At 67.9% G+C, this 20254-nt stretch carries 20 protein-coding genes and 2 pseudogenes; 6 read left to right on the top strand and 16 right to left on the bottom strand.

Annotated features, from left to right (window positions below; genetic code table 11):
* Window positions 1–153 precede the first annotated feature (153 nt).
* A complete protein-coding gene (locus SSP24_RS13205; RefSeq protein ID WP_141309709.1) occupies window positions 154–1386 on the bottom strand; it encodes an NAD(P)/FAD-dependent oxidoreductase in 1233 nt (410 codons plus the stop codon).
* A gap of 154 nt (window positions 1387–1540) precedes the next feature.
* Here SSP24_RS13205 and SSP24_RS13210 point away from each other — a divergent pair, with 154 nt between their 5' ends.
* Entirely contained in the window at window positions 1541–1810 is a 270-nt protein-coding gene (locus SSP24_RS13210; protein ID WP_141309710.1) for a ferredoxin family protein, read from the top strand.
* Here SSP24_RS13210 and SSP24_RS13215 read toward each other — a convergent pair.
* The 7 genes from SSP24_RS13215 to SSP24_RS13245 all read right to left on the bottom strand — a co-directional run bounded on the left by SSP24_RS13215 (window position 1786) and on the right by SSP24_RS13245 (window position 9559).
* Window positions 1786–2208: an OsmC family protein gene (locus SSP24_RS13215; protein WP_141309711.1), complete on the bottom strand. Its 423-nt coding sequence runs from the start codon at window positions 2206–2208 to the stop codon at window positions 1786–1788. The genes SSP24_RS13210 and SSP24_RS13215 overlap by 25 nt on opposite strands.
* 209 nt (window positions 2209–2417) lie before the next feature.
* A complete protein-coding gene (locus SSP24_RS13220; protein ID WP_141309712.1) occupies window positions 2418–2915 on the bottom strand; it encodes an Ohr family peroxiredoxin in 498 nt (165 codons plus the stop codon).
* A gap of 309 nt (window positions 2916–3224) precedes the next feature.
* Entirely contained in the window at window positions 3225–4121 is an 897-nt protein-coding gene (locus SSP24_RS13225; protein WP_141309723.1) for an RNA polymerase sigma-70 factor, read from the bottom strand.
* A gap of 108 nt (window positions 4122–4229) precedes the next feature.
* Window positions 4230–4862: a class I SAM-dependent methyltransferase gene (locus tag SSP24_RS13230; protein ID WP_244951794.1), complete on the bottom strand. Its 633-nt coding sequence runs from the start codon at window positions 4860–4862 to the stop codon at window positions 4230–4232.
* Window positions 4849–5946 (bottom strand): 2-oxo acid dehydrogenase subunit E2, encoded by a 1098-nt coding sequence (locus SSP24_RS13235; protein ID WP_141309713.1) that lies wholly within the window; start codon window positions 5944–5946, stop codon window positions 4849–4851. Before SSP24_RS13235 ends, SSP24_RS13230 begins: the two co-directional genes overlap by 14 nt.
* A 67-nt stretch (window positions 5947–6013) precedes the next feature.
* Complete coding sequence (aceE, locus tag SSP24_RS13240; protein WP_141309714.1) at window positions 6014–8701, bottom strand: pyruvate dehydrogenase (acetyl-transferring), homodimeric type; 2688 nt, start codon at window positions 8699–8701, stop codon at window positions 6014–6016.
* Between the two features lie 114 nt (window positions 8702–8815).
* Window positions 8816–9559: an SDR family oxidoreductase gene (locus SSP24_RS13245; RefSeq protein ID WP_141309715.1), complete on the bottom strand. Its 744-nt coding sequence runs from the start codon at window positions 9557–9559 to the stop codon at window positions 8816–8818.
* A 327-nt stretch (window positions 9560–9886) separates the two neighbouring features.
* Between SSP24_RS13245 and SSP24_RS13250 the strand changes: the two genes are divergently transcribed.
* Both SSP24_RS13250 and SSP24_RS13255 read left to right on the top strand, forming a co-directional pair.
* Complete coding sequence (locus tag SSP24_RS13250) at window positions 9887–10258, top strand: cupin domain-containing protein (RefSeq protein ID WP_141309725.1); 372 nt, start codon at window positions 9887–9889, stop codon at window positions 10256–10258.
* A 67-nt stretch (window positions 10259–10325) separates the two neighbouring features.
* Window positions 10326–10946 (top strand): DUF5134 domain-containing protein, encoded by a 621-nt coding sequence (locus tag SSP24_RS13255; protein ID WP_229866329.1) that lies wholly within the window; start codon window positions 10326–10328, stop codon window positions 10944–10946.
* A gap of 6 nt (window positions 10947–10952) precedes the next feature.
* Here SSP24_RS13255 and SSP24_RS13260 read toward each other — a convergent pair whose 3' ends face one another.
* The 7 genes and pseudogenes from SSP24_RS13260 to SSP24_RS13290 all read right to left on the bottom strand — a co-directional run bounded on the left by SSP24_RS13260 (window position 10953) and on the right by SSP24_RS13290 (window position 16659).
* On the bottom strand, window positions 10953–11282 hold the full coding sequence (locus SSP24_RS13260; RefSeq protein ID WP_229866330.1) for a hypothetical protein: 330 nt from the start codon (window positions 11280–11282) through the stop codon (window positions 10953–10955).
* A 106-nt stretch (window positions 11283–11388) separates the two neighbouring features.
* Complete coding sequence (locus SSP24_RS13265; RefSeq protein WP_229866331.1) at window positions 11389–11820, bottom strand: hypothetical protein; 432 nt, start codon at window positions 11818–11820, stop codon at window positions 11389–11391.
* Window positions 11821–11944: 124 nt separating this feature from the next.
* Window positions 11945–12433 (bottom strand): cupin domain-containing protein, encoded by a 489-nt coding sequence (locus tag SSP24_RS13270; protein ID WP_141309717.1) that lies wholly within the window; start codon window positions 12431–12433, stop codon window positions 11945–11947.
* 87 nt (window positions 12434–12520) lie between these two features.
* A pseudogene (locus tag SSP24_RS13275) lies at window positions 12521–13128 on the bottom strand (PIG-L deacetylase family protein).
* 11 nt (window positions 13129–13139) lie between these two features.
* Window positions 13140–14678 (bottom strand): MFS transporter, encoded by a 1539-nt coding sequence (locus tag SSP24_RS13280; protein WP_141309718.1) that lies wholly within the window; start codon window positions 14676–14678, stop codon window positions 13140–13142.
* Between the two features lie 473 nt (window positions 14679–15151).
* Entirely contained in the window at window positions 15152–15916 is a 765-nt protein-coding gene (locus SSP24_RS13285; protein ID WP_141309719.1) for an SDR family NAD(P)-dependent oxidoreductase, read from the bottom strand.
* Window positions 15917–16185: 269 nt separating this feature from the next.
* Window positions 16186–16659, bottom strand: coding sequence for a carboxymuconolactone decarboxylase family protein (locus SSP24_RS13290; protein WP_141309720.1), 474 nt, complete (start codon window positions 16657–16659; stop codon window positions 16186–16188).
* A 173-nt stretch (window positions 16660–16832) separates the two neighbouring features.
* Here SSP24_RS13290 and SSP24_RS13295 point away from each other — a divergent pair, with 173 nt between their 5' ends.
* Window positions 16833–17183 (top strand): ArsR/SmtB family transcription factor, encoded by a 351-nt coding sequence (locus tag SSP24_RS13295; protein WP_141309721.1) that lies wholly within the window; start codon window positions 16833–16835, stop codon window positions 17181–17183.
* Between the two features lie 560 nt (window positions 17184–17743).
* Window positions 17744–18478 carry an alpha/beta fold hydrolase gene (locus SSP24_RS13310; protein ID WP_141309722.1) on the top strand — a complete coding sequence of 245 codons (735 nt, stop codon included), beginning with the start codon at window positions 17744–17746 and terminating at the stop codon, window positions 18476–18478.
* A 362-nt stretch (window positions 18479–18840) separates the two neighbouring features.
* On the opposite strand, the pseudogene SSP24_RS13315 reads toward SSP24_RS13310, so the two are convergent.
* Window positions 18841–19664: pseudogene (locus SSP24_RS13315) on the bottom strand (alpha/beta hydrolase fold domain-containing protein).
* A 373-nt stretch (window positions 19665–20037) separates the two neighbouring features.
* Here SSP24_RS13315 and SSP24_RS42815 point away from each other — a divergent pair.
* A complete protein-coding gene (locus SSP24_RS42815) occupies window positions 20038–20208 on the top strand; it encodes a hypothetical protein (RefSeq protein ID WP_167529575.1) in 171 nt (56 codons plus the stop codon).
* Window positions 20209–20254 lie beyond the last annotated feature (46 nt).

Here is a 20254-nt window from a genome sequence, read left to right on the forward strand (position 1 = left end):
CCCCGCCGGTGCCGATCACCAGCACCATGGTGGAAAGACGTTGTTCTGTGGCAGCCACGATTGCTCCGATCGTTGTGGTCGTCACCAACTAGGACCGGATGACCGAGGGCGTTGTGACACGTCTGCCGCACCCTCACCTGTGCGGGCGCAGTGTCAGGGGAGAAGGCTGTCCACGGGGACATCGGGATCGGACAGGAGGGCGTCGTCGATGTCGGCCCCAGAGAGGATCAAGGAACGGATCGAGTCGATGACGTCCCACACGTTGACGCTCATCCCCGCAAGGACGCGGTTCCCCGACATCCAGAAGGCGATGAACCGCCGCTCGGCGGCGTCGCCGCGGAAGACCACTCGGTCGTAGCCGCCCGGCTCCGTGTATCCCGTGTACTCCATCCCGAGGTCGTACTGATCGGTGTAGAAGTACGGCAGCCGGTCGTAGACGGCGTCCTTGCCGAGCATGCTCAGCGCGGCGGTGCGTGGCTGGTGCAGAGCATTGGCCCAGTGCTCTACGCGCAGGTGACGGCCGAGCCGCGGATGATAGGCGTTGGCGACATCGCCCGCCGCGTAGATGTCGGCCACCGAGGTCTGCAGATGCTCGTCGGTGATGATGCCGTTGCGCACCTCCAGGCCCGCCTCCTGCGCGAGTTGGACATTGGGCGTGATGCCCACGCCCACGACCACGGCGTCCGCCGCCAGGTGGCTGCCGTCGGCGAGCACCACGCCGTCCACGCGACCACCGCTCCCGGTGATCCGCTCGACCTGCGCACGGGGACGCAGATCCACGCCATGGTCCTCGTGCAGGCCGGCGAACACTTCGGCCGCCTCACGCCCGAGGACCTTCATCAGCGGCAGCTCCGAGTGTTCGAGCACCGTTACTTCCGCCCCGGCCATTCGGGCGGCCGCGGCGGTCTCGAGGCCGATCCATCCGCCGCCGATCACGACGATCCTGGCTCCCTCGGTGAAGGCGGCCTTGAGCCGTTCACTGTCACCCACCCGCCGCAGATACAGAACGTTGTCGAGATCCGCGCCGGGAATGGACAGCCGGCGCGGGGACGAGCCGGTGGCCAGGAGCAGCTTGGCGTAGGGCACACGACGCCCGTCGTCCAGCTCGACCTCCCTGGCCTGCGCATCGACAGCCCGCACGCGCGTGCCCAGGAGCAGGTCGACTCCGTGCTCGGCGTACCAGTCCTCGGAGTGCACATAGATCGAGTCGCGTTCCTCCTTGCCCAGCAGGTAGCCCTTGGAGAGCGGCGGCCGGATGTACGGCCGCTCCTGTTCGTCGCCGATGAGGAGGAGCGGGTCGCGGTGGCCGTGCTCCCGCAGTGCCTCCGCCGCCTTGCCCGCGGCCAGACCGCCTCCGACGATCACGAATGTATTCACAGGGGACATGTTGTTCCTCGTCTCAGAGGTCGCGTACTGCGAGTCATGTTGTGAGAGTCACCCGTCAGACCGCGTGACCGCGCATTTCGTGACAACCGGCCGGTTCGGCCCCGTGCACCGGTCAGCCACGTGAACGTCTCTGCCGACGACCAAGGAGGAGAAGATGACCTACGTCATTGCGCAGCCCTGCGTCGACGTCAAGGACAGGGCTTGCGTGACGGAATGCCCGGTGGACTACATCTATGAGGGCGAGCGGACGCTCTGCATCAACCCTTCCGAGTGCGTCGACTGCCACGCGTGCGAGCCGGTCTGCCCGGTGGAGGCCATCTTCTACGAGAGGGACATCGCCGTGTTCACCATCGGCAAGGAAGAGGCTGCCGACGCCGACCTGTGGTTCCCCTCCTGGGGTCACTCCGGCAGCGCAGGGTCCTGAAGTTGGCGGGACGCCGTGAAAACGGTGGGTATGGTGACGATCGAAACGTCTCCGGTGAGAAGGCGATGCACCGGGCAGCGGCCTGCCACCGCCAGCAGTTGCTCTATCTGGGCCGGCTCCAGGTCGCCGGCCAGCCTGATGTTCTTGACTATGTGTGCCCGTGCACCGAACTGCACGTCCACATCGACCTGCTGGAGGTGCCACCCGTGCCGGTTCGCATACGCACGGACCGCCATGGAGGTGCACGAACCGAGCGCGGCCAGGAGCAGCTCTCCCGGTGTGGGCCCCGTATCCGTGCTGATGGGCTCGGGCTCGTCCGCTGTGAGGGTGTGCGGCCCGACCGCGATGGAGCGGGCAAGACGCTCGCCCTCACGAATCGACACGGCGCGTCCGGTCATGGGTCTGCCTTTCTGGGGGGAGGAAGACGCACTGTTCGTGGTCGGTGGTCGCCACGCGGGACTGCGAGTTTCGTCCCGATGCAGTGCCTCGTTGGTTACCCACTAAGACAGACGTGCTCATGCCCGTGTGACACCCTACTGCTGTGTAACGAACCCCCGAAGGCGGGAAGCGCCGTGTGCCGCCGAACTGCGGCACACGGCGGCTGCCCCTAGGGAGCCAACGTGATGGTGGTCGGCGTTCCCTGCCAGGCCATCTTCGCGTAGGGGCACAGTGCGTCGGCCTTCTCCATGAGGGGAGTGGCGATCTCCGAAGCGACACCTGGCCACTTGACCACCAGGTCGACACGCAGCAGATAGCCGCCGTCTCCCGGATCCCTCCCGAACGCAACGGTGGCCTCTACGGAGATCACGGCAGGATCGAGTGCCTCCTGCCGCGCGATCAGGCTCAGGGCCCCGTGGAAGCAGGCCGCGAAGCCTGCGGCGAACAACTGCTCGGGGTTGGTTCCCTGGCCATCCCCTCCGAGCTCAGCGGGCATGCGCAGGCTGAGGTCCAGGACCCCGTCGTCCGACCGTGCCACTCCCGAGGCTCGCCCGTGGCCGGCCATACCGCCGCTGACGGTCACGGTCGTGGAGTAGATGGGGGAGAAGGAGTCCCCGTCGAAGTCCTTGTCGGTGGACAGATCGGGCAAATTGATGTGGTCGTTCACAGCATGACTCCGGCGTCGTCGCGGTATCCGCCCCGGCAGGACCCGGCCGGCTCGCACGGAGCGGGCAAGGCGGTGGACGGGGAACGGTCGGCCTCTGCAGGTGTTTTTGCCCGGTGGGAGGGGCTATACATCCATCCGCAGGCGGGGGCGACCGTGCCGCTCATGACATTCGCCATGTCGTGTGTCCTTCAAGTGTTGGAGAAACCCTGGGTTCCGGATAGCTGGTTGACCGGCAAGTCACCTCTCTTGTGACACAGCCGGGAACTCACTCCAGATCCGCGCAGGTTCAGCCGACCGGCGCGCCAGGATTCAGTCGCTCAGGGACGCCACGTAGGGCAACAGTTTGGCCGGATTCATCACCCACATGATCCGGTCGATCCCTTCGGCGGACGCGTCGACGGACAGCAGGGCCACGGCGTTCCCGTCGGCCGAGACAAGAACAGCCGGTCGTCCATTGGCCTCGACCCACCGAATGTCCATCTGGGGCCAGAACCGGGGCGCGAACGCAACGAGGTACTTGGAGACGTGCGGACGTCCGATGACCGGAATCTTCGACGCGCCGCGCACTCCGCCGCCGTCGGAGTAACTGACGACGTCCGCGGCGAGGACGTCCTCGAGCACCGCCAGATTGCCCGTCTGCGCGGCGGCGAGGAACACCTCCAGCAGCCGCCGGTGATCGGCCGGGCTGACGGGCTCCCTGCGCTCGGCGGCCAGGTGCTTGCGCGCACGGCTCACCAGCTGGCGGGTATTGGCCTCACTCGTTTCCAGGATGTCTGCGACCTGCTTGTAGGGGTAGTCGAAGGCTTCCCTGAGGACATAGGCAGCCCGTTCCACCGGGTTCAGCTTCTCGAGGAGGAGCAGAACCGCCAGCTCCAGCGCCTCGGCCCGTTCCGCGCCCACTTGCGGGTCCAGACTGGTGTCGACCGGTTCAGGAAGCCACGGCCCGATGTACGACTCCCGCCGCACCTTGGCGGACTGGGCGAAGTTGATGGCCAGACGAGTGGTGACCGTGGCCAGGAAGGCCGCAGGCTCGTGGATGTTCGTGCGGTCCGTGTTCTGCCACCGCAGCCATGCCTCCTGAACGATGTCCTCGGCTTCCACTGCGCTGCCGAGCATGCGGTACGCGATACCGAAGAGCTGCGGGCGCGCCGTGAGGAACACCCTCGTCGCCTGGTCGAGGGAATCAGCGTCATCCCCAGTGTGCATGGTTGTCCCTTCCGGCTCCGAGGCCACCATGCTATAGGCCGTGGCAGCAGCGTGCGCACGCGGCCGTGGGAGGACACACGCCGACGCCAACCTTGTAGGCACACAGTGTCACTCATATTGTTCTGGGCTGGAATCGCGAAGAGTGAGGGTCATCGCGAGCACGGCCGGATCGGCCCCTCCGGGCAACAGGGCGAACCCGTGTTCTGCCAGATCGCTGATCATCGCTGCGCGAGAGGCCGGCCACATCCAGAAAGTTTCGGTGTGCTCCCGCAGCGGGAAGTCACGCTCGGTTTCGTCATCGGGAAGGTGAGCGGGCGGGAGCTGAAGGAGCAGTGATCCGCCAGGAACGAGCGCCTGGGCGAGGGCCGGCCAAAGAGCACGCCGTTCGGCGGGTGCCAGACAGGCGATCGTGTTGTGGCAGATCGCCACGTCCGCGACATCGCGGAGTTCTGCCTCTTCAAGCGTCTGAGGGTGCACAGTGACCCGTTCCCTCAGTTCCGCGGGCAGGGAGGCGAGGCGTGTCATCAACGGCGCGCGCATGGCGCGTGCGGGCTCGACGGCGTGCACGCCGACCCGGGATTCCAGAAGACTCATCAAGGTGACGCGCCCGGTTCCGGCTCCGACATCCAGCACGCCAAGACGGGCGCTCGCGATATGGCGGCTGGCGATGCATAGAATTTGTGACATCTTGGGCCGGGCGCGGCACCGGGCGACCGCACCGATGCGCTCAGGAATCCACACCGGGCAGGACGTCGTTGGCGAACGCGGCGTTCTCCAGGAGCGCCTTGACCGCAGTCAGGTAACGGGCGGCGTCCGCTTCGTCCACCAGACGGTGATCGTACGACAGCGACAGGTGCACCAGATCGCGGATTCCGACGGCCAAGTCTCCGTTGGCTTCCACGACCGCGGGGCGCTTGACCGTGGCGCCGATGCCCAGGGTGGCGACCTGGCCCGGCGGCACGATGACCGTGTCGAACAGGGCGCCGCGGGATCCTGTGTTGGAGATCGTGAAGGTGGCGCCCGACACGTCATCCGGGGCGAGACCCCCTCGGCGGGCCTTGTTGGCCAGTTCGACGGTCATCCGGGCGATGCCCGCGATGCTCAGGTCGCCGGCGCTCTTGATGACCGGGGTCATCAGCCCCTTCTCGGTGTCCACCGCAATGCCGATGTTCTCGTGGTCGAAGTAGGTGATGGTGCCTTCGCCCTCGTTGATCCGGGCGTTGATGACGGGATGCGCCTTGAGGGCCTGGGCTGCCGCCTTGACGAAGAACGGCATCGGCGACAACTTGACGCCTTCGCGGGCGGCGAAGTCCTCCCTGGCCCGGGCACGTAGCCGCATGAGCGTGGTGACGTCGGCTTCGACGACGGTGGTCAGCTGCGCCTGTTCGAGCAGGGCCTTCTTCAGATTGTCACCGATGATCTTGCGGATACGGGTCATCCTGACCGTCCGTCCGCGCAACGACGGCTCCTCTCCCGGCGCCTGCCGATCGAGCTCGGGAGCAGGAGTGGCCGGCGCCTGCGTTGCGGGCGCCGGAGCCTCGTTCACGGGGGACGGGGCGACAGGACCGGCTGCCACCGGAGCAGCCTCCGGTGCGCCGATCACGGCGAGTTCGGCGCCGATCTCCACGGTCTCGTCCTCGGCGACGGTGATGTTCAGCAGTACGCCGGCGGCGGGGGAGGGGATCTCGGTGTCCACCTTGTCGGTGGAGACCTCCAGCAGGGGTTCGTCAGCCTCTACTGTCTCGCCGACCTGCTTCAGCCAACGGGTGACCGTGCCCTCGGTGACACTCTCGCCGAGGGCCGGCAGGGTTACGGAAACTGCCATGATGTCGGTTGCTCCTCAAGAATCCGCAGGGCGCGGCACCCCTTGTTCTGCAGGCCGCTGGCCGGGCTCACCCCTGCCAGCGGTAGCGCTCGCGGGCCTGTGCGACCGCCTCCGGGTGGACCGCTCCGGCCTTGGCCAGCCGGTCCAGTGCCGCTACGACGATCGATTCGGCGTCGACGCGGAAATAGCGGCGCACCGCATCCCGGGTGTCCGACAGACCGAAGCCGTCCGTCCCCAAAGACGAGTAGTCCTGCTCGACCCACTGGCTGATCTGGTCGGGTACCTGCCGCATCCAGTCGCTGACTGCCAGGACCGGCCCTTGCGCACCCGACAGCGCGCTGGTCACGTACGGGGTGCGCTCCTCACCGCGCAGCCGTGCCCGGTCCGCGCTCAGTGCGTCACGGCGCAGTTCCGTCCAGGACGTCACCGACCAGACGTCCGCGTGCACGCCCCACTGGGACGCGAGGAGTTCCTGCGCCTCCAACGCCCAGTGGATCGCCGTACCGGAGGCCAGCAGCTGGATCCGCGGCCCGGCATCGGGGGAATCCGCCTGCCGGAACCGATACATGCCCCGCAGGACCCCCTCTTCGACCGACGGCCCGGGCGGCATGGCCGGCTGCCGCTTCGGCTCGTTGTACACCGTCAGGTAGTAGAAGACGTCCTCGGGCTGCTCGCCGTACATCCGCCGCAGCCCCTCCCTGACGATCACGGCGATCTCGTAGGCGAAGGCCGGGTCGTAGCTCACCGCCGCCGGATTGGTTGAGGCCAGCAGATGGGAATGTCCGTCGGCGTGCTGCAGACCCTCACCGGTCATGGTCGTACGGCCGGCCGTCGCCCCGATGACGAAGCCGCGCCCCAATTGGTCGGCCAGCGCCCAGAACTGGTCACCGGTCCGCTGGAAACCGAACATGGCGTAGAAAATGTAGAACGGGATCATCGGTTCGCCGTGCGTGGCGTACGACGTCGCCGCAGCGGTGAACTCGGCCATGGAACCGGCCTCGGTGATGCCTTCGTCGATGAGCTGGCCGTTCTTGGCTTCCCGGTAGTAGAGCAGCTGATCGGCGTCGACCGGTTCGTAGGTCTGCCCGTCCGGCGAATAGATCCCGGCCGTGGGGAAGAGGGACTCCATGCCGAACGTACGGGCTTCGTCGGGGATGATCGGCACCCAGCGCTGTCCCGAGTCCTTGTCGCGCATCAGGTCCCTGACCAGGCGGACAAGCGCCATGGTGGTGGCCACCTCTTGCTTGCCGAAGCCTTTCTGCAGGGCTTCGAAGGGGCGCGACGGCGGCTGGTTCAGCGGCTTGGCCACGACCTTGCGTACCGGAGCGGGGCCGCCCAGAGCGCTGCGCCGGTCACGCAGGTACTGCACCTCCGGCGCATCCTCACCCGGGTGCCAGTACGGCACCAGGTCCCCGCTCAGCGCGCTGTCCGGGATGGGAAGCTCCAGAACGTCGCGCATCCTGCGGAACTGCGCCATCGTCAGCTTCTTCATCTGGTGGTTGGCGTTGCGCGACTCGAAGTCCGGCCCCAGCGTGTGCCCCTTCACCGTCTGGATGAGGACGACGGTGGGCACCCCCCGGTGCTCGACTGCGGCCCGGTAGGCGGCGTAGACCTTGAGCGGTTCGTGCCCACCGCGCGAGTTCTCGAACATCTCCACCAGCTGGGTGTCGCTCAGCCCGGCTGCGATACCGGAGAGCGCGTCGCCGGTGAAGAAGTGCTTGCGTATGTAGGCCGCGTCCCGGGCTGCGTACGTCTGCATCTGCGCGTCGGGCACCTCGCCGAGACGGTGCACGAGCTCGCCGGAGGTGTCCTGCCGCAGCACCGGGTCCCAGGCCTCGCCCCACAGGGACTTCACCACGTTCCAGCCGGCGCCGCGGAACCGGGCCTCCAGTTCCTGAACGATCTTGGAGTTCGACCGTACCGGACCGTCCAGACGCTGCAGGTTGCAGTTGACGACGAAGGTGAGGTTGTCCAGACTCTCACGGGCGGCGAGGGCCAGCGCGGCCATCGACTCGGGCTCGTCCATCTCACCGTCCCCGAGGAAGGCCCACACCCGCGATGCGGAGGTGTCCTTGATGCCGCGGGCGTGCAGATAGCGGTTGAACCGGGCCTGGTAGATGGCCGCGAGCGGGCCGAGACCCATGGACACGGTCGGAAACTCCCACAGCCACGGCAGCCGCCGGGGGTGGGGGTACGACGGCAGTCCGTGGCCGCCGGCCTCACGCCGGAAGGCGTCCAACTGCTCCTCGCTCAGGCGCCCTTCGAGGAACACGCGGGCGTAGATGCCCGGCGAGGCATGCCCCTGCAAGTAGAGCTGGTCGCCGGAGCCGTACCCCTCCTTGCCCTTGAAGAAGTGGTTGAACCCGATCTCGTAGAGCCACGCCGCCGACGCGTAGGTGGAGATATGGCCGCCCAGGCCCAGGCGGGAGCCGCGCGTCACCATCGCCGCCGCGTTCCACCGGTTCAGGGCGGTGATCCGGGACTCCATGGCGATGTCACCGGGAAAGGCCGGCTGCGAGGCGGCAGGGATCGTGTTGATGTAGTCCGAGGACAGCAGTCCGGGCAGGGTCATCCCGGACCTGGCCGCGTACTCGTGCACTCGACGCAGCAGGTACACCGCCCGTTCTGGCCCGGCATTCCTGACGACGGCATCGAGTGATGCCTGCCATTCCGCGGTCTCCTCGGCGTCACGGTCGGGTAGCTGGTCGAGCTCACTTGTCGCGGAGAACTCTGTGGGCCGGGCCGGATCAGTCATGGCAGCCTTCCTGTCAGGGCATGGGGAGGGGAGGGGCCGGCTGCGGACACCGACGTGCTTGCGGTGCCGGCCGGCAGGAGGTGTGTGCGGTGAAGGCACGAGTCACACGAGCAGTCACCGCCGGGCGAGCCACTGGGCGAACGTCTCGTGCCCCAAGCGGGCGTCGGTTACGGGAAGCAGCGTCCGCTCTCCGATCTCCGCCCCGAAGAAGGAGGCATGTGCATCGGCGACCACCTCACGCATGTCACCCCGCGCGGCCAGCAGCTTCGCGGTGAGGTCGTCGAGGCGGTGCTCCTCCGGGCCGGCGACCTCGACAATGCCGAAGGGCGGCACTCCCACGGCGACATGGGCGACCGCGCTGGCGACATCGTCCGCCGACACCGGACGCATCAGGACGGGCGCGACATGCACGCCGTCCGCATACGTGTTCACCTGCGCCATGACTTCGACGGATTCGAAGAACGGCGTGGCACGCACGATCGAGGAGAAGGGAATCGGCGAACGCCGCACCTGGTCCTCCTGCAGCTGCTTCGCGCGGAAGTACCCCGAGGTCAGCCGCTGGACCCCCACGACGGACAGAACCACGTGATGCTCGGCACCTGCCGCTACCGCGGCCTGAAGAAGGGTGGCCGTAGCGGTGCCGAAGAATTCCAGGCTCGCCTGCTCCGTACGTGAGGGCGCGTCGGTGAGGTCCACCACGACTTCGGCGCCCTGCAGGGCCTCGGCGAGACCCTCCCCGGTCGTGATGTCGACGCCCTCACCGCGCGACACGGGCACGACTTCCACACCGTGGTCCCGGAGCCTGGCAACAGTCCTGGAGCCGATCCGCCCGGTGGCTCCCGCAACAACGACTCTCATCCGGATCTCCTCCTGTCGGGGGTCGGTGACCCCACTGGTGCCTTCTTGACGGTGACGGTGACGGTGAAGTCAGCCACCCCACGACACCTAGGACAGGACTCGCGCCGATGTTGTGACACTGCTCAGCCTTGTCACAGATCCACGGAGCACTCGGTCATCATGGGGAAGAGGCCATGGGGCCGGAACACACGACCACAGCGTTCGTCGAACGATGTGCGGGCCCTGTGACGCGATGACCTATGGAGGTGCAGCACAGTGTCGGTCAAGGACTCAGTGGGCGGGAACAGCGAGCAGCCACGCTCCGAGGCATGGAAGACGGCGGCGAAGATGCTGCAGGACGCCGGGCCACTCGTCATCCCCGAGGGCGCCTCGGCGATGACCATCACCGTCGAGTGGGCCCCTGGAGACTCGGGAACACCTCCGCACCGCCACTCGGGGCCGGCGTTCGGGTACGTCATCGAGGGCGCGGTCCGCTTCGAACTCGAGGGCGAGCCCGAGCGTGTGGTCGAGGCGGGCGGGACGTTCTGGGAGCCGGGTGGTGACGTCATCCATTACCAGGACGGCAACGCGCTGGCGGATGCCCCGACCCGGTTCGTGGTGACCATGATGTGCGCGCCGGGCAAGCCCATGCTCGAACTGGTCTCCGAGGAGGAACTGGCCCAGCGGGCCCACCTGCGCGCCTCGCGGCCCACCGACTGACGCCGTCAGGCCGTACAGACCGGTTGCGAAGGGCGCCCATCCGCTTTGGGGGGAGGGCGTGAGAAGCATGACTGCTCCTGACGTCGTGTACTGCATGGTGACAGCGCTGTTCGCGGCCGGGGCTGTGCACACGCTGCGGCACGGTGTCCTGTCACAAAGTTCTGGATGGCGCGACCGGATCGACCATCTCATGCACACCGCCATGGCCCTGGCCATGGCGGTGATGCCGTGGAGCTGGGGACGCATGCTGCCCCAGGCGCCGCAGACGGCCTTCTTCGCGGCTGCCGCACTGTGGTTTGTGTCGACTGCGATCGGCCGCCGCCAAGGGCCGTGGCCGGCCGCGACCCTACGGGGGCTGCCGTACGCGGTCGGCATGGCCGCGATGGCCTGGATGACGCACTCCACGGCAGCTCGCGCGCACGAGACCCTGGCCGATGGCCCCCGGGTTGCGCACCGAGCCGCGCATCTCGGCCACGCCGCGGAGCAGTCGCAGACCGGCGACGCGGTCACCGGAGTACTGGCGCTCTGTCTTCTCGGGTGCGCTCTGCGGTCGCTGACCCGTGACATGCCCACCCTGCGAAGGGCCCCACGCACGCGGGACAGGTCCACCACCAGGGAGACCTACGGCCACTTCTGGGAGGGATCGATGGCCCTGGGAACGTTCGTCATGCTGCTCATGCACCACTGACCGCCATCAGCACGTCGCCCGTGAGCCGAGGGCGCTGACATGCAGGCGCCTCCACTCCCGAGAGCGGGCCCCGGCGCACCAATGGAGCCGTTTCCCTTGGTAGCGGCGCACTACCGTCAGCGGGACACCCGACGTCCGGCTCACCAGATGCTCGTACTCCCGCACCCCGAGTCCGCCGACCGCGCCGGAGGCGAACGCGTCGCCCGCCGCCAGCAGGGCGTCGAGCCCGGTCGTCGGTACCGGCTCGGCCGTGCGCAGGGCGGCCATCGCCCGCGTGACGTACACCGGCGGGACCAGGCTCAGCCGCGCCACCTCGACGCCGGCCACGTCGGTCACCGCACTGCGTAGGCCCCGCGGGACCATAGCGCGTCCAGGTCCACCGGGTCGAACACACACGGCTCCGACGCGGTCAGGCCGACGCGCTCCATGAGGGCGGTGAGCATCATGGTGTTGCCGTATATGCCGATGACCGGCACGTCGGTGCTGATAGGTGGCGCGTGTCGGTGTCCATGTGCGTACCGCCCAAATGATCGCCTTCAGGAGGTCGTCCTCCCGCGCGAACCGTTCCAGCAGGGGGGCCGGGGATCGCCGCGAGGACGCCGATGTCCTGACCGGGCAGGATGCGCCGGCACTGCTCGACGAGATGGTCGGTGTAGGCCTCGACCTCGTCGGCCCGGCCCGCGGCGACGAGTCGCTTCACCCACCGGGGGTCCAGGTCGATGCTCAGGCAGAAACCGCCGAGCGCGGACGCCGCCCGTTGCAGCACGTCACCCACGGGGTGCGGACCCGTGGGCGCGACCGACAGCCACTGGGCGTCTACGGGCAGTCCGTAGGCCCTGAGCCGGGCGTCCACCTGTTCGGTGCTGTGCCGCATCCGTTCAGGAGCCGGGCCCGAGACGCGTAGTCCCGCGGGACGAGATCCGCCACTCGCACGTTCCGCAGCTCGTCCGTGATGTCGTGCCGGCCGGGGTCGTCGACCGGCACGGTGCGTCAACCCCTCACTCCACGAAGTAGGAGTCGTGCTTGTCGAAGAACCTCGCTCGCTCCTCATCCGTGGCATCGGCCAGCTGCGACACCTTCTCGAAGTACTCCTCGCGCGGTGCGCCCGGAGTGAAGAGCAGCAGCATTTCGGCCGGGGCGTCGGAGTCGTTGCGGAAGGCGTGCAGTCCGCCCTGCGGCACATGCAGGAAGTCGCCCTTCTGCGCATCGATCCATTTGTCTCCGTTGAAGAGACGAACGGTGCCTTCGAGAATGTAGAAGGACTCCGAGATGGTCTTGTGGAAGTGGGTCTTGGGGCCGCCGGCCTTCGCCCTCATCTCGACTCGATAGAGCCCGAACTCACCTCGCGTGGTCGTGGTGGTCGCCAGGTAATGAATGGCGTCCTTGCCCGCTTCGCCGACATTGGGCGGGGTGTTCGCCGGACGGAAATCGGCGCTGACCTCGCCGCCCTCTCCCCAGTACACCTGCTCCGGATACGACATCTTCACCACTCCTTGCATACGGTGGATGGACAACGCTCATGTACAAAGACCGAGGTCCCCCGGCCGTATGTGACATCCGCCCGTGTGCCCCGGTCAGCGGCTGAACAATTCGAAGACGACGGCCGGATTCCCACCGAACCGCGCACTGTGGGCGTTGGCGCCGTCGGTCAGGAAACGGCGCGCGTACGTCTCGGGATCCTCGTCGGTGAGTGCCTCGATGTACGCGCGATGCCGCAGCAGCGACCGCACCGCCTGCTCAAGACCCCGGTCCGCGCGCACGGCGTGGGTGGGTTCAGGGGAATTGGCGACGGCGACCCGCAGGTCGCACGGTGGTTCAGGGTGATCACCAGCTCGGGCCGGTGACGGCGGATGGCGGCGGCGATGTCGCGGCGCAAGGGGATGCCGTACTGGACCACCCCATCTTGGTGGTCGAGGAACTCCACAGCGCCGACACCGACGGCTGCGGCACTGGCGCGCTGCTCCTTCTCCCGCAGCGGCCCGGCCTCGGCCGGTGCCAGTGTGTCGATGCCCGCTTCGCCGCGTGTGGCGAGGACGTAGGTGATCTCACGGCCGTCCTGCACCCAGGCGGCGATTGCGGCCGAGCACCCGAATTCGAGGTCGTCGGGATGGGCCACCACGGCAAGGGCACGCTGCCAGTCGGTCGGCATCGGCTGCAGTTGCGGGAGAGGCGAATCGGACACAGAACCTGCTTTCAGTGATTGCTCCCGTGAGGGTGTGCGAACCGTGACGCGAGGGGCGGCTCCATCAACCACCCATGGGCTCGCCAATGAGCCCGGTGCCGGACCGCAGACGTTTCCCGCAGCGTCGTGAAGGCGAGCGCCGCCCCGATCGCCAGACTGGCTGCGCACAGCGGTACCGCCCGGCTGAACGACGCGTCGAAGACTGCGCCTGAGCGATACGCGTCCGGCCCCATACCGGCAAGCAGCGGCAGCGCCGCTACGGCGACGAGTCCGGAGGCCCGGACCGCCGCGTTGTTGATGCCGCTCGCGAGCCCGGCGTTCTTGTCGTCCACGGATGACAGGAGCGTCACGGTCAGCGGAGCGACCATGATGACCATCCCCGTCCCGATGACAAGGAGGGCGGGGAGAATGTCAACGAGATACGAAGCGCCGGTGCCGACCCGGAGCATCATCAGCATTCCCGCCGCGCACATGAGGGGACCCGCGGTGAGGGGGACGCGTGGACCGAGGCGCTGGGCGAGTTCACCCGAGTGGGACGAGAAAATCAGCATGAGGACGGTGTTCGGCAGCATGGCGGCGCCGGCTTCGAGCGCCGAATACCCGACGACTATCTGGAGTTGGAGGGCGGTCAGGAAGAAGAACCCGCCCAAACCGGCGTAGATGCAGAGGGTGATCAGATTGACCGAGGTGAACTGGCGGGAGGCGAAAATGGTCAAGGGCATCATCGGGTCGGGGCGACGCCGCTCGACGACAACGAACGCGACGCCCGCTGCCACGCTGCCGGCCGCGGTAGCGGCGATGATGACACCTCCGTCACGGGCCTCGGTCAGCGTGTACGTCGCCAGCGCGAGTGCGAGCGCTCCGAGGGCAGCCCCCAGGACGTCGAAGCCACGCTGCCGGTGCGCGGTGTCCGCTGCGGCAGTCCGTGGGGGAGCGCCGAATGAGTCCGGTACGTGGCGAAGGGCGATGGGGACACACGCGAGGGCCAGCGGAACGTTGAGCAGGAAGGTCCAGCGCCAGCCGGGCCCGTCCACCAACCAGCCTCCGAGGAAGGGCCCGGCTGCCGCGCCGATGCCGCCGAAGCCCGACCACAGGCCGACCGCCCGGGCCCGGTCGTCCGGATGTAACGACGCCTCGATGAGCGCCAGCGAGCCCGGGGTGAGAAGCGCCCCGCCGACGCCCTGCAGGGCGCGGGCGGCGATCAGCATGCCCGTGTCGGCGGCCAGACCGCACAGGAGTGAGGCAGCGGCGAACCATACGAGACCCAGGACGAAGATCCGGCGCCGTCCGAAGCGGTCACCGAGCGATCCGCCCAGCAGGATCAGGCCGGCGAGGGTCAGCATGTAGGCGTTCACGGTCCACTGCAGGGCTGCCAGGTCGGCCGAGAAGTCCTCACCTATGTGCGGCAGCGCGACGTTGGTGACCGTCGAGCCCAGGAGCACCATGCTCGAGCCCAGGACGGTGGCCAGCAGGATCCACCTGCCGCGGGCGGTCGCGATGCGGACGGTGGGATTTTCGTGCGACAGATTTCCATGTTGAAGTCCCGGCATCAACTATCGGATTCAGCAGCGGGCCGCGTATTCCTGGTGCAGGCCCTTGGCGGTGGAAGGCTTCGGTGGCTCGGCCCAGGACCTCGTCGCTGAATTGCGTAGTAGGCCACGTTCAGCGCATCGGTTCGCACGTGGGGGGTGAGCCGTTGGAGCGGCGTGTGTGACGGGGGGCCGGCGCCTGTGGTGTCGTGGAGCCGGAGGCGTGCGCTCGGCGGGAAGCGGCGGGTGATGTGGTGCCGTGCCGTGGGGGAGAGCGTTGCGGTCCATCCGGCAAACTCCTCCGGGATCCGGTGCGTGTACGGGTTCGTTGCGGGCCGGCAAGGTGTGTCGCGAGAACGGACGGGCTGCTGTGTGCAGGACGACGGGCAGGCTGTCTGCAGATGTGGCCCTTGGGCCGGGACGGTGAAGGCGACCGCAGGACGCAGCCGGTGTGAGGCGGTGCGGCCCCACACCAATGAGAGCGTGGTAGCAGATCAGGTGAGTTCGAGTCCTCCGTCGATCGTGAGTACCTGGCCGGTGATGTGCGGTGCCTGCGGGTCGGCGACGCGCAGGATCCAGTCAGCGACGTCCTTGGGGTCGCCGAGCCGGTTTGTGGGGATGCGTTCGCGTTCCTGGGCGCGCAGTTCGTCGACGGCGGTCTCAGGAAGCCCTGCCGCGGACAGCACGTCCGTCTCGGTGGGGCCGGGGGCGATCGCGTTCACCCGCACCCCTTCCGGAGCGAGTTCGAGTGCCCAGCTTCGTGTCAGCTGTTCCAGAGCGCTCTTGGTGGCGGCGTAGTGAGCTGCCCCGGCCAGGGGGCGGTGGCCGTAGGTGCTGGAGACGTTGACGATGGAGCCGGAGGAGTTCCGTAGGTGCGGCAGGGCCGCGTGGGCGAGCATGCTCGGTGCCGTCACGTTGAGGTCGAAGAGCCGGGTGATCACTGAGCGGTCCGTCTCTGCCAGGGGCATCACTGCTGTGGCGCCTGCGTTGTTCACGAGCAGGTCGAGTCGGCCCCACCGCTCCACGGCGGTGGCGACAACCGTTGCCGCGGCGTCCTCCTCGCAGATGTCGAGCGGCAGGATCGCGATGTCGGAGTGCGCGCGAGCCGTATCCTCCAGCGCCTCTTTCCGCCGTCCCACGCCGAGGACGCGTGCCCCTGACTTGGCCAGGGCTACCGCGGTCGCACGGCCTATGCCCGATCCCGCTCCGGTGACGATGGCGACACGGCCGGAGAAGTGCATGTCTGTGGAGCTGGACATTGGTCACCTTTGTTCGATGTTCGTTGGATATCGAATAATGTACCAGGAGTGTGTGCGTGGACGACGACCACACGGTGTGCACTGGCAGCCGGTGATGCGGGGCGGGACGGTGTGACCTCCGCCCGGTGTCCAGCCGCCGTCGCGACGCGGCGGGCGATGCCCTTGAGGGATGTCGGTGCGCTTCAGAGTCTTCGCTGTCCGTCTCCACGCCAGAGGCCGGGGGCGACGTGGAGACGGACAGCTGTGTCCGGCCGGGCCGGACGCCTGGCTCAGCCGAACTGGCCGGGCTGGTAACTTCCGGCGGGCTGCTGGTTGATGACGTTGATGCGGTTGTAGGAGTTGATGACGGCGATGAGGGAGATCAGCGCGACGAGCTGGTCCTCGTCGTAGTGCTTGGCGGCGTTCGCCCAGGCCTCGTCGGTGACCCCACCGGCCGCGTCGGCGATCCGGGTGCCCTGCTCGGCCAGCTCCAGCGCGGCGCGCTCCGCCTCGGTGAAGACCGTGGCCTCCCGCCAGGCGGCGACCAGGTTGAGGCGCACCGGGGTCTCACCGGCCGCGACGGCGTCCTTGGTGTGCATGTCGGTGCAGAAGCCGCAGCCGTTGATCTGGCTGGCACGGATCTTCACCAGCTCCTGAGTGGCGGCCGGTAGCCCCGAGTCCGACACCACCTTGCTCGCAGAGTTGATGTGCTTCAGCACCTTGGCCGCGAGGGCATTGCCGAAGTAGTTGAGACGAGAATCCATGGCGATCTCCTAGCCGAGTTGCGGATACGCACTACTGACAGGACAGCCCGGCAAGATGTGACACGGGGCGTGTGATGTGCGTCTCCGCTACGGCCTGACACGTCGGCCACTAGGTTGTCGCCCTTCACAGACCCGATGTTCGTCTGATACCGAACAAGCGGTAACCTCGACCCATGCCGGACCACTCGTCATCACCTGACCCAAGCGAGATCGCCTTGCCGCGTGTGCTGGGAGCTCTCAGCGATCCGACACGGCTCGGGATCGTCCGCGTGCTGTCCGACGGCGCCGAACGCGGATGGGGCCAGCTGCGCGCCCCCATCGCCAAATCCACCCTCAGCCATCACCTCAAGGTGCTGCGCGAGGCGGGCGTGACGCAGACCCGGCAGGAGGGCACCCGGTGCTTCGTGGCTCTGCGCCGTGAAACCCTCGATGCCCGTTTCCCCGGACTGCTCCCGGCTCTCCTGTCCGCGGCCGTCGCCGACCACGTGGGCGAACACGTGACCGAAGACGACGAGGATGCGTGACCCGGCTTTTGAGTCAACTTCCCGGGTTGATGCGGTCGTCGCGCCGGACGCCTCACGGAAGGGCGTAGCCGGCGAGGTGAAACAGTGATCGCGCTCCTCGAAAGACAGATGTAAGCCACGGGCGACCGCGGCGAGCATCCGCTCCGAGGGGTACGGCCCGGCCCACGCGGTTGTTCCAGCCGGCCGTAGGCATTGCGCTGTCCTCTTCGGCCGATACCCCAGCGCGCGAGCCGCTTCATGATCCCCTCATGGGGTGCGGGGCGGGCGCGGCCGAGATTGGGCCCGGATGCGTAAAGAATTGGTCAGTGTCGTGCCGGGGTGAGCGGCGTTGCTGACGATGCCCCATTCGCCTGCCGCGCTCAGCCGGTTCAGCTCAAGGGCCGTACCCGTCCTCCGTTGTGTGCCGGACAGGCGGGGCCATCACGCCGGCGTTGTTGATCAGGAGGTTGATCGGGCTGCCTTCCGCTTCAGTGTGTCAGCGAGGGCACCAGAGTCCGTGACTGTAGCATTCAACACTGTGTGACACGATGTTGTTCCCCAAAGAAGAAGGCGTCTCTTCCATGCCTGCAATCCTGATCCACGGAGTCCCCGACACTCACCGTGTGTGGGACGGCGTGCGCCGGTATCTGACCCGAACCGACGTGGAGGCCTGGGACCTGCCCGGGTTCGGGGCACCGCGCCCGGACGGCTTCGGCTCCACCAAGGAGGAATACGTCAGTTGGCTCATCGACCGGCTGGAGCGGATCGGTGAGCCGGTGGACCTGGTCGGCCACGACTGGGGCTGCATCCTCACCGCTCGCGTTGCTTCCGTACGGCCGGACCTGGTCCGTACGTGGGCCGGCGGCAACGGGCCGATCAGTTCTGAGTACGTCTGGCATCCGCTCGCCAAGATCTGGCAGGACCAGGCCGCGGGTGACCGTTACATGGAAGAGTTGGAGCCGCAGTCCTTCGCCGCTGACCTGGTGGCAGGCTTCGACGTTCCCGCTGAGTTGGCCAGGGAGATGGTCAGTCGGGTGGATGGGCCGATGAAGGACAGCATCCTCAAGCTCTACGGTTCCGCCGTGACCATGGGCGCGGAGTGGGAACCGGCGCTGGCACAGGTGTCCGCGCCATGCCTGGTGTTCTGGGGGGCGCTCGACCCGGCCTGCCAGATCGAGTTCGGCGTGAAGCTCGGTGCAGCCGTGCGCGCGACCAAGGTCGCCGAACTCGACTGCAACCACTGGCCGCTGCTTCAGAGGCCGGCCGAGGTTGCCGCGGCCCTTGAGGCGCACTGGGGTGCATACGCAGGCGGTTGACACGCGAGGCGGTGAATGCGTCTGCGCGCGGGCCAGGCCCCTGTACGGGACGCCGCCCCGGTGAGACGGAGCGTGCGCGGGCCGGGCCCACGACCGTTGAGCACACTCACTCGAATGCGGACGGACGACCTGCCGCAGATCCGGGCTGCTGTCCGACTCCGCGCGGATGTCGGGCAAGAGTGCGGGTGGCCACGGCCTGCCGCCCCGCCTCCTCCGCGCGGCGCACGGCCGTATCGACGGCACAGGAGCCCGTAGGCGGCGGTGAAAGCTGGCTGGTCCTGCCGCAGCAGCGATCTCTGTGCGGCGGAAGAGCTGCGTGCTCCCCTCAATGACCCCTACGACTTCCGGCAGGCTCACCCTGATCATCGGCGGCGGCTTCGCCGGCCCGTGCGCGGGGTGGGTACGGCCACGTAGATCGCGGCCTCGGCAGCATGCCATCTCGCGCAGGGCGTTGAGCATCACGAGGTCGTGGATGATGCCCTGGAAGCGGACGGCGGTGACGGCGACGCCCGCCCCGCGGAGCTTGTTGGCGTAGGCCTTGCCCTCGTCCCGCAGCACGTCCGCCTCACCCGTGATGCCCAGGGCCGGCGGCAGCCCCGTCAGCTGCTCCGTCGTGGCCCGCAGGGCAGAGGCGGTGATCTGGGCTCGTTCGGCCTCGTTGGTCGTGTACTCGTCCCAGTACCACTGCATGCCGTCGCGGCGCAGAAAGTACCCCTCGAACTGGTGGTACGACGGGGTGTCGAACGTTGCGTCGGTCACCGGATAGAACAGCACCTGCTGCACAGCGGCACATCGCCGTATTCCTTGGCCATCAGGCTCAGCGCGGCGGTCATGTTGCCGCATGCCGTCGCGGCGCTCGGGGAAGACCACCGCGGCATTGGCGCCGACGGCGAGTTCGCTGACCAGCCGGTCGCGGGTATGGGCGTTGCCGAACACCCAGCCGGCACTGTGGATGGAGAGGATCACCGGCAAGGTGCCGACGCTCCGGGGGGCCTGACGATCCGTGTGCGGACGCTGCCGGTGGGGCCGCCGGGGACGGTGAACCATTCCTCGTCCACGGCGGGCAGAGTTCCGGGCCCGACTGCACCTCGTCGACGGCCCTGCGCCCCTGGGCGGGAGGAAGCTCGAACAGAAAGGGCGGATTGGCCGTCGCCTCGGCGAACGCTGCGGCCGCCGGCTCCAGCACCGGCCGTACCGGCTACACGCGGTGGGACATGACGTACTCCTGAATTACCTGGACCACGCCGGGATCCGCGGCGTATCGGTTCCACAGCGGCCCCGGCGGTCCGCCTGCCCCACGTCACGCCAGAGCTCATTGCCGGGGGGTGGATTGTCCGTCAGTGCACCATCCTTGATCGTCCGTCGCAGCTGTCCATGAGCGCGGGGCGGTCGGTGATCTGCTGAGCAGTGTGATCATGTAGCCCGAGACCGCCTCCGCTCTGTACCAGGCCGTCGCCGGGATTCCCGGCATCACCTGCATCCCCGACACCGTCGACGCGGCCGGGCGCCACGGCATCGGCATCACCCATGAGGACGCCGACCCCGCGACGCGGTCCGTGTTGATCTTCGACAAGGACACGCTCGCCTACCTCGGTTCGCAGGCGTACTTCGTCAACGACGGGGCCAGGGCCAGGGGAGCCACGAGCGACGTGTTGTTCGGCATCGACGCCGTCATGGGGTGCGGTGTGGTCGACCGGTACGACGACGTACTCGCGACGACCGCCGGCTGAATCGGCGCTGGACGAGCCGCGGGTCCCGCCGCCCGGGTGCGGCGGG

It is taken from the genome of Streptomyces spinoverrucosus, from assembly GCF_006539505.1.
Classification (GTDB): domain Bacteria; phylum Actinomycetota; class Actinomycetes; order Streptomycetales; family Streptomycetaceae; genus Streptomyces; species Streptomyces spinoverrucosus.

Excerpts from the sequence above, each read along its gene's own strand:
- SSP24_RS13285 (WP_141309719.1), bottom strand. The coding sequence starts at position 15,916 with ATGTCCAGCTCCACAGACATGCACTTCTCCGGCCGTGTCGCCATCGTC.
- aceE (WP_141309714.1), bottom strand. The coding sequence starts at position 8,701 with ATGACTGATCCGGCCCGGCCCACAGAGTTCTCCGCGACAAGTGAGCTC.
- SSP24_RS13255 (WP_229866329.1), top strand. The coding sequence starts at position 10,326 with ATGACTGCTCCTGACGTCGTGTACTGCATGGTGACAGCGCTGTTCGCG.
- SSP24_RS13225 (WP_141309723.1), bottom strand. The coding sequence starts at position 4,121 with ATGCACACTGGGGATGACGCTGATTCCCTCGACCAGGCGACGAGGGTG.
- SSP24_RS13290 (WP_141309720.1), bottom strand. The coding sequence starts at position 16,659 with ATGGATTCTCGTCTCAACTACTTCGGCAATGCCCTCGCGGCCAAGGTG.
- SSP24_RS13250 (WP_141309725.1), top strand. The coding sequence starts at position 9,887 with ATGCTGCAGGACGCCGGGCCACTCGTCATCCCCGAGGGCGCCTCGGCG.
- SSP24_RS13280 (WP_141309718.1), bottom strand. The coding sequence starts at position 14,678 with ATGCCGGGACTTCAACATGGAAATCTGTCGCACGAAAATCCCACCGTC.
- SSP24_RS13295 (WP_141309721.1), top strand. The coding sequence starts at position 16,833 with ATGCCGGACCACTCGTCATCACCTGACCCAAGCGAGATCGCCTTGCCG.
- SSP24_RS13215 (WP_141309711.1), bottom strand. The coding sequence starts at position 2,208 with ATGACCGGACGCGCCGTGTCGATTCGTGAGGGCGAGCGTCTTGCCCGC.
- SSP24_RS13310 (WP_141309722.1), top strand. The coding sequence starts at position 17,744 with ATGCCTGCAATCCTGATCCACGGAGTCCCCGACACTCACCGTGTGTGG.
- SSP24_RS13245 (WP_141309715.1), bottom strand. The coding sequence starts at position 9,559 with ATGAGAGTCGTTGTTGCGGGAGCCACCGGGCGGATCGGCTCCAGGACT.
- SSP24_RS13210 (WP_141309710.1), top strand. The coding sequence starts at position 1,541 with ATGACCTACGTCATTGCGCAGCCCTGCGTCGACGTCAAGGACAGGGCT.
- SSP24_RS13235 (WP_141309713.1), bottom strand. The coding sequence starts at position 5,946 with ATGGCAGTTTCCGTAACCCTGCCGGCCCTCGGCGAGAGTGTCACCGAG.
- SSP24_RS13265 (WP_229866331.1), bottom strand. The coding sequence starts at position 11,820 with ATGCGGCACAGCACCGAACAGGTGGACGCCCGGCTCAGGGCCTACGGA.
- SSP24_RS13205 (WP_141309709.1), bottom strand. The coding sequence starts at position 1,386 with ATGTCCCCTGTGAATACATTCGTGATCGTCGGAGGCGGTCTGGCCGCG.